Annotated in this window: 16 protein-coding genes; 11 read left to right on the top strand and 5 right to left on the bottom strand. The window is 69.6% G+C overall.

The annotated features are described in order from the left end of the window. Positions 1–109 precede the first annotated feature (109 nt). The 5 genes from rimK to OCH239_RS00410 all read left to right on the top strand — a co-directional run bounded on the left by rimK (position 110) and on the right by OCH239_RS00410 (position 5,167). Entirely contained in the window at positions 110–1,525 is a 1,416-nt protein-coding gene (rimK, locus tag OCH239_RS00430; RefSeq protein ID WP_051489095.1) for a 30S ribosomal protein S6--L-glutamate ligase, read from the top strand. Between the two features lie 283 nt (positions 1,526–1,808). Next, positions 1,809–2,789 (top strand): glycosyltransferase family 2 protein, encoded by a 981-nt coding sequence (locus OCH239_RS00425; protein WP_037257011.1) that lies wholly within the window; start codon positions 1,809–1,811, stop codon positions 2,787–2,789. Further along, on the top strand, positions 2,786–3,862 hold the full coding sequence (locus OCH239_RS22495; protein ID WP_051489093.1) for an acyl-CoA dehydrogenase family protein: 1,077 nt from the start codon (positions 2,786–2,788) through the stop codon (positions 3,860–3,862). The genes OCH239_RS00425 and OCH239_RS22495 overlap by 4 nt, the downstream gene beginning before the upstream one ends. Next, positions 3,859–4,569 (top strand): PIG-L deacetylase family protein, encoded by a 711-nt coding sequence (locus OCH239_RS21960; RefSeq protein ID WP_051489092.1) that lies wholly within the window; start codon positions 3,859–3,861, stop codon positions 4,567–4,569. Before OCH239_RS22495 ends, OCH239_RS21960 begins: the two co-directional genes overlap by 4 nt. Continuing rightward, complete coding sequence (locus tag OCH239_RS00410) at positions 4,556–5,167, top strand: SAM-dependent methyltransferase (protein ID WP_051489090.1); 612 nt, start codon at positions 4,556–4,558, stop codon at positions 5,165–5,167. Before OCH239_RS21960 ends, OCH239_RS00410 begins: the two co-directional genes overlap by 14 nt. 34 nt (positions 5,168–5,201) lie before the next feature. Here the strand turns inward: OCH239_RS00410 and OCH239_RS00405 are convergent, their stop codons facing one another. From OCH239_RS00405 to OCH239_RS00385, 5 genes are all read right to left on the bottom strand, one after another. Further along, positions 5,202–6,338, bottom strand: coding sequence for a C45 family autoproteolytic acyltransferase/hydrolase (locus OCH239_RS00405; RefSeq protein ID WP_051489087.1), 1,137 nt, complete (start codon positions 6,336–6,338; stop codon positions 5,202–5,204). Further along, entirely contained in the window at positions 6,335–7,426 is a 1,092-nt protein-coding gene (locus OCH239_RS00400; RefSeq protein WP_037257008.1) for an extracellular catalytic domain type 1 short-chain-length polyhydroxyalkanoate depolymerase, read from the bottom strand. Before OCH239_RS00400 ends, OCH239_RS00405 begins: the two co-directional genes overlap by 4 nt. A 32-nt stretch (positions 7,427–7,458) precedes the next feature. Further along, the gene (locus OCH239_RS00395) at positions 7,459–7,875 is read right to left on the bottom strand and encodes a CopG family transcriptional regulator (RefSeq protein WP_037257006.1); all 417 of its coding nucleotides are present in this window, start codon (positions 7,873–7,875) and stop codon (positions 7,459–7,461) included. Between the two features lie 217 nt (positions 7,876–8,092). Then, on the bottom strand, positions 8,093–8,917 hold the full coding sequence (locus OCH239_RS00390) for a manganese catalase family protein (protein ID WP_037257004.1): 825 nt from the start codon (positions 8,915–8,917) through the stop codon (positions 8,093–8,095). A gap of 168 nt (positions 8,918–9,085) precedes the next feature. Then, the gene (locus OCH239_RS00385) at positions 9,086–10,312 is read right to left on the bottom strand and encodes an MFS transporter (protein WP_037257002.1); all 1,227 of its coding nucleotides are present in this window, start codon (positions 10,310–10,312) and stop codon (positions 9,086–9,088) included. A gap of 212 nt (positions 10,313–10,524) precedes the next feature. On the opposite strand from OCH239_RS00385, the gene OCH239_RS00380 reads away from it, so the two are divergent. The 6 genes from OCH239_RS00380 (at position 10,525) to OCH239_RS00355 (ending at position 16,540) form a co-directional block, all read left to right on the top strand. Next, positions 10,525–10,998 (top strand): DUF427 domain-containing protein, encoded by a 474-nt coding sequence (locus OCH239_RS00380; protein ID WP_037257000.1) that lies wholly within the window; start codon positions 10,525–10,527, stop codon positions 10,996–10,998. 238 nt (positions 10,999–11,236) lie between these two features. After that, positions 11,237–12,184 (top strand): galactofuranose ABC transporter, galactofuranose-binding protein YtfQ, encoded by a 948-nt coding sequence (gene ytfQ, locus OCH239_RS00375; RefSeq protein WP_157577762.1) that lies wholly within the window; start codon positions 11,237–11,239, stop codon positions 12,182–12,184. A 108-nt stretch (positions 12,185–12,292) separates the two neighbouring features. Further along, entirely contained in the window at positions 12,293–13,819 is a 1,527-nt protein-coding gene (locus OCH239_RS00370; protein ID WP_037256995.1) for a sugar ABC transporter ATP-binding protein, read from the top strand. After that, the gene (locus OCH239_RS00365) at positions 13,819–14,847 is read left to right on the top strand and encodes an ABC transporter permease (RefSeq protein WP_037256993.1); all 1,029 of its coding nucleotides are present in this window, start codon (positions 13,819–13,821) and stop codon (positions 14,845–14,847) included. Before OCH239_RS00370 ends, OCH239_RS00365 begins: the two co-directional genes overlap by 1 nt. Then, positions 14,844–15,815: a galactofuranose ABC transporter, permease protein YjfF gene (gene yjfF, locus OCH239_RS00360; protein WP_037256990.1), complete on the top strand. Its 972-nt coding sequence runs from the start codon at positions 14,844–14,846 to the stop codon at positions 15,813–15,815. The genes OCH239_RS00365 and yjfF overlap by 4 nt, the downstream gene beginning before the upstream one ends. Beyond that, positions 15,812–16,540 carry a FadR/GntR family transcriptional regulator gene (locus tag OCH239_RS00355; protein WP_037256987.1) on the top strand — a complete coding sequence of 243 codons (729 nt, stop codon included), beginning with the start codon at positions 15,812–15,814 and terminating at the stop codon, positions 16,538–16,540. Before yjfF ends, OCH239_RS00355 begins: the two co-directional genes overlap by 4 nt. Positions 16,541–16,585 lie beyond the last annotated feature (45 nt).

Genomic DNA, 16,585 nt, shown 5'->3' with positions numbered 1-16,585 from the left:
GGCGGTCCCGCATCCTCTCCAGCGCAGCAACGCCTGGACCAGCCGGGGAACCTTGCCGGGACCCATGCACCTTGGTAGCCGTGGCCCCGACCCCGGCGAGGAACAGCACATGAATGACGACCAGGCCCCCGATCCCGCGCAGGATCTGATCCGCTTCGGATGGGAGGAATGGGTCGCCCTGCCCGATCTCGGTCTGCCCGCGCTCAAGGCCAAGGTCGATACCGGCGCGCGGACCTCGGCGCTGCATGCCTACGACATCGAGACCTTCGGCGCGTCCTCGGCGCCGCGGGTGCGCTTCACCGTGCATCCGGTGCCCGGGCGCGACGACCTCGTCATCCCCTGCTCGGCCAAGATCATCGACCGGCGCATGGTGACGAGCTCGAACGGCGAGAGCGAGAGCCGCTACGTCATCGGCTGCACCATCGAGGTCGGCGGCGATCACTGGCCGATCGAGCTGACGCTGACCAATCGCGGCGCGATGAACAGCCGGATGCTGCTCGGACGCGAGGCGCTGAAGGACCACATCACCATCGTTGCGACCGACCGCTTCCTGCAGCCGCAGCTCTCCTTCGACGTCTACGCCTCGAAGGCGGTGCGCGCGAAGGCCCCCAACAGGGCGCTCCGGATCGCGGTGCTGAGCCGCGAGAACAATTACTCCACCCGGCGACTCGTCGAGGAGGGCGAGAAGCGCGGCCACACGGTCGAGGTGATCGACACGACGCGCTGCTACATGGCGATCAACGCGATGGCGCCCGAGGTGCATTACGACGGCGCCCGCCTGCCCCGCTACGATGCGGTGATCCCGCGGATCGGAGCGTCCGTGACCTCCTACGGGACGGCGGTGATCCGGCAGTTCGAGACGATCGGCACCTTCGTCGTGAACGGCTCCGAGGGCATCACGGCCTCGCGCGACAAGCTCTACGCGCACCAGTTGATGGCGCGGCACAAGATCGGCATGCCGAACACCGCGTTTGCCTCCTCGCCCAAGGACACCGACAGCCTGATGCGGCTCGTCGGCACCGCGCCGATGATCGTCAAGCTGCTGGAATCGACCCAAGGCAAGGGCGTGGTCCTCGCCGAGACCAAGAAGGCGGCGCAATCGGTGATCGACGCCTTCCGGGGGCTTCGCGCGAACTTCCTCGTGCAGGATTTCGTCAAGGAGGCGGCGGGCGAGGACATCCGATGCCTCGTCGTCGGCGGCAAGGTCGTCGCCTCGATGAAGCGCACCGGGGCGGACGGCGATTTCCGTTCGAACCTGCATCGGGGCGGCTCGGCGCAGGTGGTGCGGATCAGCCGCGAGGAACGTGACACGGCGCTGCGCGCGGCGCGGGCCTTCAAGCTGAACCTCGCGGGCGTCGATCTTCTGCGCTCCGAGAGCGGTCCAAAGGTGCTCGAGGTGAACTCCTCGCCGGGGCTCGAGGGGATCGAGGCGGCGTCGAAGAAGAACATCGCCGGCACGCTCTACGATCACATCGAGGCGCGGGTGCGCCCGGTGCCGGTGCGCAAGCGCAAGCTGCTGGGCTGAGGCAAGGCGGCCCGGCGCCGGGCCCTGACGGTTGAAGGGACATCCGCGCGCCGCGATCCGCCATATCGCGCGGGTCTTCGCGGGCTCGTGGTGCCGTGCCCCATCGTGACAGGCGTCACACGCCGCCTCCGGGCGCGCGGGCCGAACCCGATGCGGGCTCCGAAATCGGGTCGGCGGCAGCGGCAGGTCCAGACGTGATTTGAGCATCGGGGGCCGTCCGGCGGAACCCGGGCCGCGGGGGAATGTTGGCCGCAGCGCATCCTGACACGCGGGGCATTCGATCTTGACGCATATCACAGTCGCCGTTCCGGCCTGCAACGAGGCCGAAGGCCTGCCGGCGCATCTCGCGGCGCTCGACCGTGCAGCAGCCCGGACGAGGGCGCAGGTCGACGTGCTGATCTTCGCCAATGGCTGCACGGACGACACGGCGCGCCTCGCCTCCGGCTTCAAGGCGCGCCATTGCCGCGTCCGGGTCGAGAGCGCAACGCTCGCACCGGGCGAGGCGAATGCGGGCACCGCGCGCCGGCTGGCGGCGCGGATGGCCGTGGCGCTTTCTCCCGAGACGGACATCCTCGTCACGACCGATGCGGATTCCCAGCTGGCGCCGGATTGCCTCGAGGCGTTCCGCAGCGGCGTCTCGGCCGGGGCGGATCTCGTCTGCGGGACGATATCGTTCTCGCTGGCCCCGGAGGTGCGGAACGCCCCTTGCATGCGCCGGCACGACCGGATCGCGACGCCCTATGGTGAGCTCATGCGGGAGCTGCGGTTCGGGATCGACCTTCTCTGCGGCAGGCGGGCTCCGGGGCCGTTGCCGCATTACGTGGCCTCGGGCGCCTGCATGGCGCTGTCGCGCGCGCTCTACGAGGCCATCGGCGGCTTTCCGGACGCGGCCTGCGGCGAGGATCGCGCGCTCGCGCGATGTGCCGGGCGACGGGGCGCGCGGATCGATTACTGCTCCCGGGCGCATGCGGTGGTCTCTCCGCGCCTCGTGGGCCGGGCGGCCGGGGGCATGGCGGACACGCTGCGTCGGCGGCTCGGCGATCCCGATCCGCTAACCGATGCGGCTTTCCTGCGCGCGGCCGACGTGCGCCGCGTCTGGCAGGCGGCCCGTTCCGGGGATCGGACCGCGTGCCTGCCCGATGCGGAGCGGCCCATGCGGCTGAGCGATCTCGAGCGGGAGCTGCCCCGGCTTCGCGCCTTCATGGACGCCAGGGTGCGCCCCCTCGTGACCGGGACCGCCGCGACGGCGCCGCTCGTCGCATGATGCGCGATCTCACGCGGGCCCTCACCGAACTGTCGCCGCCGGGGCCCGGAGAGCCGCCGATCGCGCCGCTCGTGGCGCATCTGCGCGAGGCCGGCGTGCTGGCGGGCTGCGCGCCGTGCGAGGCCGGAGGCGACGGGCTCGCGCACGAGCCGGGCGATCCCGGGCATCTCGTCGAGACGCTCGCGGCCGTCGGGGCGGCGAACCTGTCGGCCGGACGGCTCTTCGAGGGCCACGTCAACGCGGTGAAGCTCCTGGCGCTCTATGCCGGCCACAGCGGGGCGGCCGAATGGCGCGAGGCGACCGCCTGCGGCGCGCTCTTCGGCGTCTGGGGCGCGGAGGGCAAGGCCCCGGTGCGGCTGTCGAACGGACGGCTGAGCGGAGAGAAGCTCTTCGCCTCGGGGGCCGACATCCTCGACCACGCGATCGTCACCACGCGGGACGATGCGGGCGAGGTGCAGCTGGTCATGGTCGATCGCGCCCGCCTCGAGGGGCGGCTCTTTCCGGACGAATGGTCGGTCTCGGGCATGAAGGCGACGGCCTCGGGCCGGGCCGATCTCGACGGGATCGAGATCGGGTCCGAAGACCTTCTGGGCGCGCCGGGCGACTACCTGCGCGAGCCGCATTTCCAGGGCGGCGTCTGGCGGTACGCGGCCGTCCAGATGGGCGCGATGCGCGCGATGACCCGGGCGACGGCCGCGCAGCTCGAGGCGCGGGGGCAGGCAGAGGCGCCGCTTCAGGCGGCGCGGCTCCGCCGCATGGTGACGGCGTGCGAGACGGCACGGCTCTGGCTTCATCGGGCTGCCGGGCTCGTCGAGCGGACGGAGGCGCAGCAGGAGGATGCCGGCCCAGCCATGCTCGCGCGGCTGACGGTCGAGCGCGAGGCGGTCACGCTCATGCAGGAGATGGACGCGGCGCTTGGCGCGGCGTCGTTCGCGACGCACCATCCGGTGGAGCGGCACCGGCGCGATCTGCAATTCTACCTCCGCCAGGCGAATCCCGACGGGCTCGGCGAGACCGCGATCCGCCGGCTCCGCGAGAGCGAGGCCACCGCACGAGCCTGGTATCTCGCGTGACCCCGCTTCTCGTCGCCGCTTCCGCCGCCAACCGGACCTCCGCCGCGGATCTTCTTGCCGGGCATTCGGCGCTCGTGGTGGTCGCGCCGCATCCCGACGACGAGACGCTTGGCTGCGGCGCGCTTCTCTACGAGGCGAATGCGGCCGGGATGCCCTGCCGCGTGATCTGCATGACCGACGGCTCCGCCTCGCATCCGCGCTCGCGCGTCTGGCCGAGGGCCCGGCTGGCCGGGTTGCGCCGCGCGGAGCTTGAGTCGGCGCTGTCCCTTCTTGCGTCGCATGCGGAGGTCTTCTGGATGGGCTATCCCGATTGCCATCTGCCGGAGCCGGGCGCGGACGATGCCTGCGCGGGCCGGCTGGCCGCGCTCATCCCGGACGGTGCGCTCGTGCTCGCGGCCTGGTCCGGCGATCCCCACATCGATCACAAGCGCAGTGCGGCGCTTCTCACGCGCGCGTTGCGGCACAGGCCGCGTACGGCGCGGCTGGCCTATCCTATCTGGGGCCGTTTCGCGCCGGGAGAGGCGCCGCCGGGCATGAAGGTTCTCGACCCCGCGCCGGACGCGCGCGCGGCCAAGTCCCGCGCGCTCGGCCAGCATGCCAGCCAGATGTACCCGCTCATCGGCGACGATCCGGACGGGTTCGTGATGACCAAGGCGGACCAGGCCCATTTCCTCGACCATCCGGAAATCTTCCATGCCGGCCCCTGAAACCCTGCGCCACCTTGCCGGGATCTACGCCCGGAGCGACGATCCCTGGGATCATGCCAGCAGCGCCTACGAACGGGAGAAGCACGCCGAGACAATCAAGGCGGCGGGGCCCGGGCGGCTTCGACATGCGGTGGAGATCGGCTGCGGCAACGGTGTCCTGGCGGAGCGGCTGGCGCCCCGCTGCGAGAGGCTGACCGTGGTCGAATGCATCCCCGTGGCGGCCGCGATGGCGCGCGCGCGGCTGGCGCGGTTCGGTCATGTGACCGTCATCGAGGGGGACGCCTCGGTCTTTCCCGCGGGCGCCCCCGACCTCGTCGTCCTGTCGGAGATGCTGTATTTTCTGCAGCCGGACGAGATCGCGTCGCTGGCCGAGACCATCGATGCCCGCGCCGCGCCGAGGTGCCGCGTGGTGTCGGTCAACTGGCTCGGAGCGACGGACGAGACGCTGGGAGGGCGCGAGGCGGCCGACCTTATTGCGCACCATCTCGGCCGCTGGGCGCGGGCGCGGCATTGCTTCCCGGCCTACCTCATGGACGTCTTCGAATTGCCGGACGGCGCGTGCAGCGACCGCTGCCTCTCGCGGCCTCGGGCCGGCTGATCCGCGCCAGCCGCGGGCGTATGCCGCGACCGGCTCAGGCGGCGAAAAGCCGCCCGAACGCGGTCCAGTCCACCTGTCCCGCCTGTGCCTTGCGAAGCCACTCTTCCGCCGCCTTGCGCCGGTTCGGGGGCACGTGCGCGATCAGGTCGGCGGCGGACGCGCCGGGCGTCTCGTCCGCAGTCCCGACCTTCTCCGCCGCGCCGAACTGGGCGGTGTGGCTGAGCTCGGCGAAGTCGTCGAGGCTCTGGGCGATTTCGCAATCGGGCCAGAGCAGGCGCATCGACCGCTCGCGCGGCGCATAGGCAGCGGTGAAGAGCGTTCCGAAGCCGCGGGCGTAGTCGGTCTGGTGGAGCGGCGGCGCGAGGAAGTCGCGGATCGCGACCTCGATGGGGCGGGAGCGCATCAGAAGATGCGAGAGCCGCGCGCGCCGCTCGACCGTGCGGGTGAATGCGGCCTTGTCCGGCAGAGGCATATCGAGCTGATGGTTGGTCGCGATCGCGGGCGTCCGAGCGGTGCAGCCCCCGCCCGCATGCATCTCGACCGAAGCCGTCTGTCCCGCGGCATCGGCGAGGACGATGTTGTAATCCATGTGGGACGGAACACGCGCCAGAACCTTCCGCGCGTCGGGCACGGTGCGGCAGGTCTCGAGCACGTAGCGCAGGATCGTGCAGATCCCGAACCCCTGCCCCGTTCGGGTCGTGCCGCCGAAGGCGAGCGCGATGGAGAGCCCGTGGCCGTTCACCCCGTCGGAGAGCCCCCAGAGGAATTCGGTCATGCCCATCACCGGCGTTCCGGTCCATTCGGTGCGGAGCAGCAGGCCCTCGTTGAGGTCGGGCGAGAGGTCGTAGTTGCGGACGAGATGCGCCGTGCCGTCCCGCGAGAACGCCGCAACTGAGCAGCCGCCGAGATAGGGCGGCGGGCACCAGGTCGAGAGGAACCGCGCGGCGAGATCGTCGCCGCCTGCAAGCATGGTCAGGTGGCGATGCACCGGCACGAGTTCCGGCATATGGCGGGCGAGCGCCTCCTCGCATTCCTCCCGGCTCGGCCCGGACGGGCCGCCGCTTGCCTCGAACCAGCTGCGATAGGCGGGCCACGAGAGGTCCCAGCGGGCGCGCCATTTGGGACCGGGTTGCGGTTCGGATACGGCGTCGAAGGTGAGGGTATAGGTCATTTCTGCTCCTGTTCTGCGAAGAAGCGCAGCATTTCGGTGGAGGCGTCCGGGCCTGCCGGGTCCGCATAGGAGCCCGAGGGATCGCCCCCGAACCACGCGTGCCCCGCGCCCTCGACACGCCAGAGCTCGGAGCCCTCGGCGGTGACGAGGCGGGTCCATGTGCGGCCGTTGCCGCTCTCGGTCTGCTCGATGCCGCTGCCCGCGACGATGGTCCCGGCATTGCTGGCCGCGACGGTGCGGTCGGCATCGCCGTGAAAGACGATGGCGGGCCGGCTCGCGGCAAGGCCGCTCCGGGTGTCGCCCCGCATGGCGGCGAAGGCGGAGGGCACGTCGCGCGCGGCGCCCGCGGGCAGCCCGGAATGCACGCCGATGGCCGCAAAGGTGTCGGGATGGCTCTCGGCGAGGATCGCCGCCATGGCGCCGCCCGCCGAGAGGCCCGCGGCATAGACGCGGCCCTCGCAGTCGAATTCCGTCGCGAGGGCCTGTCCGAGCCCGGCCAGCAGCGCCGCCTCGCCGCCGTTTCGCGCCTGGTCCTCGGGCCGGAACCAGTTCCAGCAGGATTGCGCGTTGTGGCGGCCGGTCTGCTCGGGATAGGCGACGACGAAACCGGCCTTCTCGGCCGCGAAATCCATGCGGGTCCCGGCCGCGAAATCCTCCGGCGTCTGCGTGCAGCCGTGCAGCATCAGAACGACGCCCTTGAGCGGTTCGGACCGGTCCGATGGTACGAAGAGGCGGTAGGACCGCGCCCCGGATGCGCCGCCATGCTGCCGCGTCTCGACGGTGGCGCCCGCCGGAACCTTGGCGCGGGTGGCCTTGGTCATGCCGCCGGCCTGGCCGCCGAGACCCGACAGGGCCGAGAGGTCGAGGCCGCCGCCCTTGAGGCCGAGCCCCTCCATGAGCCGTCCGGCTCTGGATCGGCCGGGGCCTTCCTGCTTGGCGGCTTCCGCGCAGGGACCGCAGCACGGCTCGTCTTCGGTCGCGGAGCGGCCCGCGAGGACGTCCTGCAGCATGGTCGTGGCGCCGTGCGGATCGCCGGCACGCGTCTTCTCGAGCGCCCGGCGCATGGCCGTCGCGAATTGGTCGTTCATCGGTGTTATCCTCGTGGACGGCGCGTGGCCTGTCAGGTGATGTGGTCCGCGAGGGCCGCCTTGAGTTCCTTGGTGGCCTGCAGCGAGCCGAGCACGCTGATCGAGCCGATCGTGTCCCGTGCCAGCTCCACCGGCACGTCTTCGGCGATGCGCGCGAGGCCGAGCACCCGAAGATGCAGGACCTCGCCGCTGTCGCGCAGCGCTTCGAGGTCGGGGCGCGTCACGTCGAAGAGCCCCATCTCGAACTGGTGCCGCTCGACCGATTGCTCGACCGCGCGGGCATCGGTGGTGAGCTGGCTGCGGATCGCCGTGCGGATGAAGTCGGTCCGGTTGGTGTAGAACCCCTCGCGCACGAGGAGGTCGATCCGGCCGAGATCCACGAGGCCGATATTGAGCGTGATCTTTTCGGTATCCGCGTGACGGTCCGGCAGGCGGTGGATCTTCGGCATCTCGTCTTCTCCATCCAAGTGGATGTTATATGGATGACAGGATGCTGTGCTGCAAGTGGACTGCGGTCAAGGCGTCATTAAGCAATCGGATGTGAAACCGGCGCCTTGGGGGCTAGGCCCGCAAGGGCTGCGCCTTCGCCGTCGTTGGCATGGCGCAGCTTTGCCGTGGCACTTGGGGGCGGTCCACCCGGGCTTGGCCGTGGGTGGACCGCAGAGCTTACTGCTGTTCCGTCTGGGTGCCGGATCCCGGCCGCGCGGTGCCGAGGTCGGGTTTCTGGCCCTGAGGCTCGACCTTCTCGCGCTTGGAGAATTCCGAGCGGCCGTCGAGCGAGGGGCCCGAGGTCCAACGGCCTTCCGGCGTCGGCTCGTCGAGGGAGGTGTTGAGGAAGTAGTAGCTGTGCTCTGTCGCCTCGTGGTCTTCGGGCGTCGAATTCGGGATCGGAAGCTGCTGGCTCCAGCCGCCGAGCTCCTCGATCACCGCGAGCCATTGCTCCTGGTGCATGGTGTCGCGCGCGATGAGGAACGACAGCATGTCCTTCATGCCCTTGTCGTCCGTCATGTTGTAGAGCCGCGAGGCGAGCACGCGGCCGCCCGATTCCGCCGTCGCGTTCGCCATCATGTCGGCGGCGAGGTTGCCGGTCGCGTAGACGTGGCTCATGTCGAAGGGCACGCCGTTCGAGTTCACCGGCATGGCCGAGAGGCCCGAGGAGAGGATGTGGCGCGGGTTCGCCCCGCCCATGATCGCGTTCACGACCGGGTCCCTGGCGGCGTCTTCCTGGACGCTGACCGGTGCGCCCTCGAGATTGAGCGCGACCGCGTGACCGAGGAACTCGATATGGCTGAGCTCTTCGGTGGCGGTCATCATCAGCATGTCGCGGTACTTGGCGTCGCCGCGCGCGCCCATGGCCTGGAACATGTACTGCATGGCGACGCGGATCTCGCCCTCGACACCGCCGATGGCCTGCTGGAGATACTTGGCGAAGACGGGATCCGGCGTGTCGACGCGGACCTCGTATTGAAGCTTCGAGGAATGGTGGAACATGACTTGGTCCGTCCGTTGGTTGGGAGGAGATGGCTGGCCCGTCCCGGGCTGGCTCTCGATCCTCAACTCCCAATCCGCGGGGCGTGTCCGGTCCGATCTTACCGCAACTGGCGGAACCGGGTCCGGCGCGTGGCGTTCACGCCGCCCCGCTCCGCCGGGCGCGAAAGACTAGGTCTGGTCCGGGAATCGCAGCTCGCTTTCGACCGGCGTCATGCTCACCGGCGTGTAGGGCGCCTTCGCCTCGGGCTCGATGCCCTGCTTCAGCGCGAGGCGCAGGACCGCGAAGATCACGATGACGCCCTGGGCGAGGCTCAGCGTCATGAGAAAACCCCTCGGGCCGAAGACATCCATCGCGGCGCCGGCGACGAACGGGCCCGCCGCGGCGCCGATCCCCTGCATGAGGACGATCCCGCCCGAGGCGGCGAGCAGCGCGTCGGGTGGCGCGCGGTCGTTGATATGCGCCACCACCACGGAGACCGTCGGCAGGAGAAGGCCGCCCATGAGCGTCGCGAGAGCGAGGCTGATGCCGTATCCCTGCACCGAGGCCTGCGAGAGCGTGCCCATGGTCAGCGTGGCCGCGAGCGCGAGGCCGATGCAGACCCAGCGCCGGTCCACGCGGTCCGAGAGGCTGCCGACGGGAAACTGCATGACGAGCGCGCCGAGCGTCGCGGCGGCCATGATGTAGGCGATCTGTGAGGGATCGAAGCCGATCCGCTGCGCGAAGACTGGCGCCAGCCCGAAGAACGTGCCGAGCGTCGCGCCGCACATGCCCATGGCGACGACCCCGAAGGGCGAGATGGACCAGAGATGGCGGATCGAGGGCCGCTCCGAGGCCGCGTCGGGCGCGGGCGCAAGCGCCTGGCTGAGCGCGGTCGGGACGAGCGCGAGCGACAGGCCGATCGAGACGAGCACGAAGAGCATGAAGCCCTGCGGGTCCGCGGCGTCGAGAAGGAGCTGGCCGATGACCCCGGCGCCCATGCCCACCATGGCGTAGATCGACAGCAGGCGGCCGCGTTCGGCGCTGCCGATCGAGGCGTTGAGCCAGGATTCGACGGCGATGAGCAGGCCGGCGAAGCAGAAGCCGGTGACGCTCCGCGCGGCGATCCAGACGAAGGGATCGATGACGATGAGATGGACGAGCGTCGCCGCCGATGCGGTCGAGGCCAGCGCCGAGAAGGTCCGCACGTGCCCTACCCGCTCGATCATGCGGCCGCTGAGCAGCGATCCGACGCTCATGCCCACGAAGAAGCCGGACATGACGAGGCCCGTCGCGGTGGCGCCGAAGCCTTCGAGATCGGCGCGGACGGCCAGGAGAGAGCCCTGCAGACCATTGCTCATCTGGAGCATGAAATAGCCGAGAAGAAGGGCGGAGAGGGTGAAGAGGGTCCGAGTCATCACAGCCGCAATGCCCCCCGTTTCGGGAAGTTCCGGGCGATTTCGCCTTGCATAAGGTCAAGTCCGCAGGGGCGGCGGAGGGTCGCGGATAATTCCGTCCGGGACCGGACGGCCGCTGCGCGCTGCCGCTTGGGTCCGGCATCGCTGAGCCCTGCGGCAATCTGGCCGCTGCGGGACGTGGTGGACCCGGCTTCGGCGCTTATCTCGATGGCATGACCGAGCTTGCTGTCGAGAATGTCCAGGATTATCCCCGCCCGCCCGCGCTCGAGCCGGTGGCGCAGCGCCTTGCCGTCTATCTGGCGGGAGAGCTTGTCGCCGAGACGGTCCGGGGGGTCCGTATCCTCGAGACCCACCACGCGCCGACATATTACCTGCCGGCCGAAGACGTGCTGGCCGCGCTCGAGCCCGTGGGCGGCACGAGTTTCTGCGAGTGGAAAGGGCATGCGCGGTATTTCGACGTGACGGTGAACGGCCGGACGGCACGGCGCGCGGCCTGGACCTACCCTGACCCGTCGGCCCCCTTCGCCGCGCTCGCCGGTCATGTCGCCTTCTACGCCGGCAAGTTCGACGCCTGTTTCGTCGGCGAGCAGCGGGTCGTCCCGCAGCCGGGCGATTTCTACGGCGGATGGGTGACCCCGAACCTGCGCGGCATACCGAAAGGCGCGCCGGGCACGGAGTTCTGGTAGGGCCCATCCCGGCGATCCTGGTCCGCCCAAATGTCCCGCATCCGGGCGGAGACGTCTATCGCGCCCGGCGCGGGCCGCCGCGCATGCTGCGCCAGAAGCGGCGCACGCCTCACCCGTGCGGCCGTGCATTCGGGGTGGCGGGCTGACGTGGGGCTGACCCCGCGTTACAAAGTCGTTGACAATAAATCATACAATATGACTACCCTGCGTCAGCCCTCGGGCTCTTAGGGAGGAAATCATGATCAAGACGTTGTTGGCGACCGCTGCGGTGGTCACTCTGAGCACGGCTGCGCAGGCGCAGACCATCGGGTTCTCGCAGATCGGCTCCGAATCCGGCTGGCGGGCGGCGGAGACGACGCTCACGCGGCAGCAGGCCGAAGAGCGCGGCATCACGCTGCAGTTCTCCGATGCGCAGCAGCGCCAGGAGAACCAGATCGCGGCGATCCGGTCGTTCATCGCCCAGGGTGTCGATGCGATCCTGCTCGCGCCGGTCGTGGCGACAGGCTGGGATTCCGTGCTCGAAGAGGCGAAGGAAGCCGAGATTCCCGTCGTCCTTCTCGACCGTCAGGTCGACAGTTCCGAGGACCTCTACCTGACCGCGGTGGGCTCCGACCTCGTGCACGAGGGCGAGGTCGCCGGGCAATGGCTGGTCGACACCGTGGGCGAGGACGAGTGCCGCGTGGTCGAGCTTCAGGGCACCACCGGCTCGTCCCCGGCGATCGACCGCAAGACCGGGTTCGAGAACGCCATCGAAGGGCACGACAATATCGAGATCGTGCGCAGCCAGACCGGCGACTTCACCCGCACCGGCGGCAAGGAGGTGATGGAGAGCTTCCTGCAGGCCGAGGGCGGCGGCGAGAACATCTGCGCGCTCTATGCCCATAACGACGACATGGCGATCGGCGCGATCCAGGCGATGAAGGAAGCGGGCGTCAATCCGGGCGAGGACGTGCTGGTGGTGTCGATCGACGCCGTGCCGGACATCTTCCAGGCGATGGCGAACGGCGATGCCAACGCGACCGTCGAGCTGACGCCGAACATGGCGGGGCCCGCCTTCGACGCGCTCGAGGCCTACATGGCGGACGGCACCGAGCCCGAGAAGTTCATCCAGACCGAGTCGAAGCTCTACACGCAGGACGACAATCCGGAAGCGGAATACGAGGCCCGCAAGGACCTCGGCTACTGATCCAAGAGTGATCGGATCGGGGTGGCGCCGCGCCGCCCCGGTCGCTTTCGGTCCTGCGCTGCCGGCAGCCGCGGCGCGGGCCGCCTTTCCGACATCGGAGCGAGGCCCATGCTTCTCACCATCCGGTCGCTGACCAAGACCTTTCCGGGCACGCTTGCGCTCGACGCCGTGGATTTCGACCTGGCGGCAGGCGAGGCCCATGCCCTCCTCGGCGAGAACGGCGCGGGCAAGTCCACCCTGATCAAATGTCTGACCGGCGCCTATGCGCGGGATTCGGGCAATCTGCATCTCGACGGCGCGCCCATTTCGCCGGCGAGCACGCTCGAGGCGCAGGAGCTCGGGATCGGAACCGTCTATCAGGAGGTGAACCTGCTGCCGAACCTCACGGTGGCGGAGAACCTGACCTTCGGGCGCCAGCCCGTCCGGTTCGGGATGATCGGCCAGCGCGCGATGCGGCGGCAGGCCGAGGAGCTGCTGAGCGGCTACGGCCTCGATGTGGACGTGCGCCGCGATCTCGGGAGCTATTCGGTCGCGGTGCAGCAGATCGTGGCGATCGCCCGCGCGGTGGCGCTGTCGGGCAAGGTGCTGATCCTCGACGAGCCGACCGCGAGCCTCGATGCGCGCGAGACCGAGATGCTGTTCGACGTGATGCGGAAGCTGCGGGATCGCGGGCTCGGGGTCGTCTTCATCTCGCATTTCCTCGACCAGGTCTACGAGATTGCGGATCGCGTCACCGTGCTTCGGAACGGCAAGCGGATCGTGACGGAGGAGACGGCCGGTCTCGACCGGCTGCGCCTCATCGAGCACATGCTCGGACGCGAGCTCGAGGCGCAGACCGCGGAGGGCGCGCAGCAGCCGGCGGAGCCCGCCGATCCCTCGGCGCGCGAGCTGCATTTCGAGGGGATCGGGCGGCGCGGCAAGATCGAGCCGTTCGACCTCTCGGTCGGGCGGGGCGAGGTGGTCGGCCTGGCCGGTCTCCTGGGATCGGGACGCACCGAGACGGCCGAGGTGCTCTTCGGTGTGCATCCCGCGCAGGTCGGCACGGCCCGCGCGCCCGAAGGCGCGCTGGATCTCAGCAGCCCGCGGGCGGCCATCGCCGCGGGCTTCGGCTTCGCGCCGGAGGACCGCAAGACCGACGGGATCGTCGCGGATCTGTCGGTGCGGGAAAACATCGCGCTGGCGCTGCAGGCACGGCGCGGCTGGTCGCGCCCCCTGCCCCGCGCCGAGCAGAACCGGCTTGCGGACGAGTATATCCGGCGCCTCGACATCCGCACCTCCGATGCCGAAAAGGCGGTCGGAGACCTCTCGGGCGGCAACCAGCAGAAGGTCGTGCTGGCCCGCTGGCTGGCGATGAACCCGCGCTTCCTGATCCTCGACGAGCCGACGCGGGGGATCGACGTGGGCGCCCATGCCGAGATCCTGCGCCTGATCGAGGAGGTCACGCGGCGCGATGGCATGTCGGTCCTGGTGATCTCGTCGGAGCTCGAGGAGCTCGTCGCCGTCGCCGACCGCGTGATCGTGGTGCGGGACCGGAGCCATGTGGCGGAGTTCACCGGCGCGGACATCGCCCCGGACCGGATCATGCGCGCCATCGCAGCGCCCGACGTCGCGGCTCCAGACGAGGAGGCGGCGTGATGCCCCAGGTGTTCCGGCGCATCCTGCCGCAGGTTCTGACCCTTCTGGCGGTGATCCTTCTCGTCTCGCTCGTGTTTCCGGGCTTCGTGCAGATCGATTTCGAACGGGGTCGTCTCGTGGGCCCGATCATCGACGTGCTGAAACGCGGCGCGCCGGTCGCGCTTCTTGCCGTGGGCATGACGCTGGTGATCGCGACGCGCGGGATCGACCTCTCGGTCGGGGCGACCATGGCCATCTCGGGCGCCTGCGCGGCCTGGGCGATCTCGAGCGGCTACGGGCTGATCCCGGCGCTTGCCGCGGCGATCGCCGCGGGCATCCTCTCGGGGCTCTGGAACGGGACGCTCGTCGCCGTCTTCGGCATCCAGCCCATTGTCGCGACGCTCATCCTGATGACCGCGGGCCGCGGCCTCGCGCAGCTGATCACCGAGGGGCGCATCCTCACCTTCAGCCACGACGGGCTCGCGTTCTTCGGATCGGGCACCATTCTCGGCCTGCCGGTGCCGGCACTGATCTGGTGCGTTGCGGCGGTGCTCTTCGCGCTCCTCGTGCGGCGCACCGCGCTGGGGCTGCTGATCGAGGCGATCGGCATCAACCGGCGCGCCTCGACCATTGCGGGGATCAACAGCCGCGTGCTCCTCGTGGCGGTCTACGTCGCCTCGGGCTTCTGCGCGGCCTGGGCCGGCATCATCGCCACCGCCGACATCCGCGGCGCGGACGCCAACAATTCCGGGCTCTGGCTCGAGCTCGACGCGATCCTCGCGGTGGTGATCGGAGGCAATTCGCTGATGGGCGGGCGGTTCTCGATCGCGGCCTCGGTCCTCGGGGCGCTGATCATCCAGACCATCGACACCGGCATCCTGCTCGCGGGCTTCCCGTCGGAATTCAACCTCGTGATCAAGGCGACGCTCGTGATCGTCATCCTCGTCCTGCAATCGCCGAACCTCGCCCCCCATCTCGCGCGGGCGCTTCGAATAAGCCGCGGGGCTCCGCTGGTCGGGTCCTCGGCAGCACGGGAGGCCGGCGAATGAGCGCCCGCACGCTGCCGCTGATCGCGACCATCGTGATCTTCCTGCTGGCCTACCTCGTCTGCTACCTGCAGTTCCCCGCGATGCTGTCGACGCGCGTGATCGGCAACCTACTGACCGACAACGCCTATCTCGGGATCGTCGCGGTCGGCATGACCATCGTCATCCTGTCGGGCGGCATCGACCTGTCGGTCGGATCGGTGATCGCCTTCGCCGGCGTCTTCATCGCGGTCATGCTTCGCGATACCGGGCTTCACCCCGTCGCCGTCTTCGCCGCGCTCCTCGCCATCACCACCGCGTTCGGCGCGGCGATGGGCGGGCTGATCCACGTCCTCGCCATGCCGCCCTTCATCGTGACGCTGGCCGGCATGTTCCTCGCCCGGGGCGCCGGCTACATGCTTTCGGTCGACTCGGTGCCCATCGACGAGCCGTTCTACGATTTCCTGAAGGACGCCTATTACCTGATGCCCGGCAAGGGGCGCCTGACGCTGATCGGGATCGTCATGCTCCTGTCGGTGGCGGCGGGGATGGTGATCGCCCATCGCACGCGGTTCGGCACGAGCGTCTTCGCGCTTGGCGGCGGTGTGCAGACCGCCCGGCTCATGGGGGTGAACGTGGGCCGCACGACCGTGCTCATCTACGCCTTTTCGGGATTCATGGCGGGGCTTTCGGGCATCGTGTTTTCGATCTACACCGCGTCCAGCTATCCACTCGCCATGGTCGGGACCGAGCTCAACGCCATCGCCGCGGTGGTGATCGGCGGCACGATCCTGACGGGCGGCGCGGGCTACGTCTTCGGAACGCTGATCGGTGTGCTGACCATGGGACTGATCCAGACCTACATCGTGTTCGACGGCTCGCTCTCGAGCTGGTGGACGAAGATCGTCATCGGCATGCTGCTCCTGCTCTTCATCCTGCTGCAGAAGGGCCTGTTGCGCCTCGACATCCGGCGCCGGGCCGGCGCAGCATGACGGACCTGCTGCAGACGGCGCTCGACGGCACGCGGATCCGCAATTCGCACGCGATGGTGGTGCACGGATTGGGGTCGGGCATGGTCGACGGGCGCTATCCCGAAGGCAGCCTGCTGCCCAACGACGACGAACTGGCGCGCCTGTTCGGAGTGTCGCGCACCGTGCTGCGCGAGGCGATGAAGACCCTCGCGGCCAAGGGCATGGTCGTGTCGCGCAGCCGCGTCGGGACGCGGGTGAAGCCGCGCCGGGCCTGGAACCTCTTCGACCAGCAGGTGCTGGCCTGGCATCTCGAAGGCGAGGTCAGCCCGGACTTCCTGTCCCAGCTCTTCGAGATGCGCCTCTCGTTCGAGCCCTTCGCGGCCGGTCTCGCCGCCGAACGCGCGGACGACGAGGCGATCGGGGCGCTCTACAGGCATTGCGACGCGATGGCGGACGCCCCGGACGAGCGCGCCTTCGCCCTCGCCGATCTCGAGTTCCACCGCGCCGTGCACGGTGCGGCCGGGAATGCGTTCTTCCATACGGTCATCACGCTGATCGAGGCGGCGATGCTGCTTGCGCTCCGGCTCAGCTCTCCGGCGGCCGAACCGGCGAGCAAGGCCAATTCCGCGCTGAAGCACCGCGAGATCGCCGACCGGATCGCCGCCGGCGACCGGCGCGGCGCCGAAGAGACGATGTCGGCGGTCATCAAAGAAGGCTGGAGCCGGATATCGCGCGACAGGGCGTGACAGGGGCGCTTCGGGAAACGCCGCCTGCGACGCCAGCATGACTTT

Origin of the sequence: Roseivivax halodurans JCM 10272 (assembly GCF_000521785.1) — a bacterium.
Lineage (GTDB): Bacteria > Pseudomonadota > Alphaproteobacteria > Rhodobacterales > Rhodobacteraceae > Roseivivax > Roseivivax halodurans.
This window is presented reverse-complemented; position numbering and strand designations above follow the sequence as displayed.

Coding starts and splice junctions, on each gene's coding strand:
- ytfQ (WP_157577762.1), top strand. CDS start 11,237: ATGATCAAGACGTTGTTGGCGACCGCTGCGGTGGTCACTCTGAGCACG.
- OCH239_RS00390 (WP_037257004.1), bottom strand. CDS start 8,917: ATGTTCCACCATTCCTCGAAGCTTCAATACGAGGTCCGCGTCGACACG.
- OCH239_RS00355 (WP_037256987.1), top strand. CDS start 15,812: ATGACGGACCTGCTGCAGACGGCGCTCGACGGCACGCGGATCCGCAAT.
- OCH239_RS00400 (WP_037257008.1), bottom strand. CDS start 7,426: ATGAACGACCAATTCGCGACGGCCATGCGCCGGGCGCTCGAGAAGACG.
- OCH239_RS00385 (WP_037257002.1), bottom strand. CDS start 10,312: ATGACTCGGACCCTCTTCACCCTCTCCGCCCTTCTTCTCGGCTATTTC.
- OCH239_RS00365 (WP_037256993.1), top strand. CDS start 13,819: ATGCCCCAGGTGTTCCGGCGCATCCTGCCGCAGGTTCTGACCCTTCTG.
- OCH239_RS00380 (WP_037257000.1), top strand. CDS start 10,525: ATGACCGAGCTTGCTGTCGAGAATGTCCAGGATTATCCCCGCCCGCCC.
- yjfF (WP_037256990.1), top strand. CDS start 14,844: ATGAGCGCCCGCACGCTGCCGCTGATCGCGACCATCGTGATCTTCCTG.
- OCH239_RS00370 (WP_037256995.1), top strand. CDS start 12,293: ATGCTTCTCACCATCCGGTCGCTGACCAAGACCTTTCCGGGCACGCTT.
- OCH239_RS22495 (WP_051489093.1), top strand. CDS start 2,786: ATGATGCGCGATCTCACGCGGGCCCTCACCGAACTGTCGCCGCCGGGG.
- OCH239_RS00410 (WP_051489090.1), top strand. CDS start 4,556: ATGCCGGCCCCTGAAACCCTGCGCCACCTTGCCGGGATCTACGCCCGG.
- rimK (WP_051489095.1), top strand. CDS start 110: ATGAATGACGACCAGGCCCCCGATCCCGCGCAGGATCTGATCCGCTTC.
- OCH239_RS00405 (WP_051489087.1), bottom strand. CDS start 6,338: ATGACCTATACCCTCACCTTCGACGCCGTATCCGAACCGCAACCCGGT.
- OCH239_RS00395 (WP_037257006.1), bottom strand. CDS start 7,875: ATGCCGAAGATCCACCGCCTGCCGGACCGTCACGCGGATACCGAAAAG.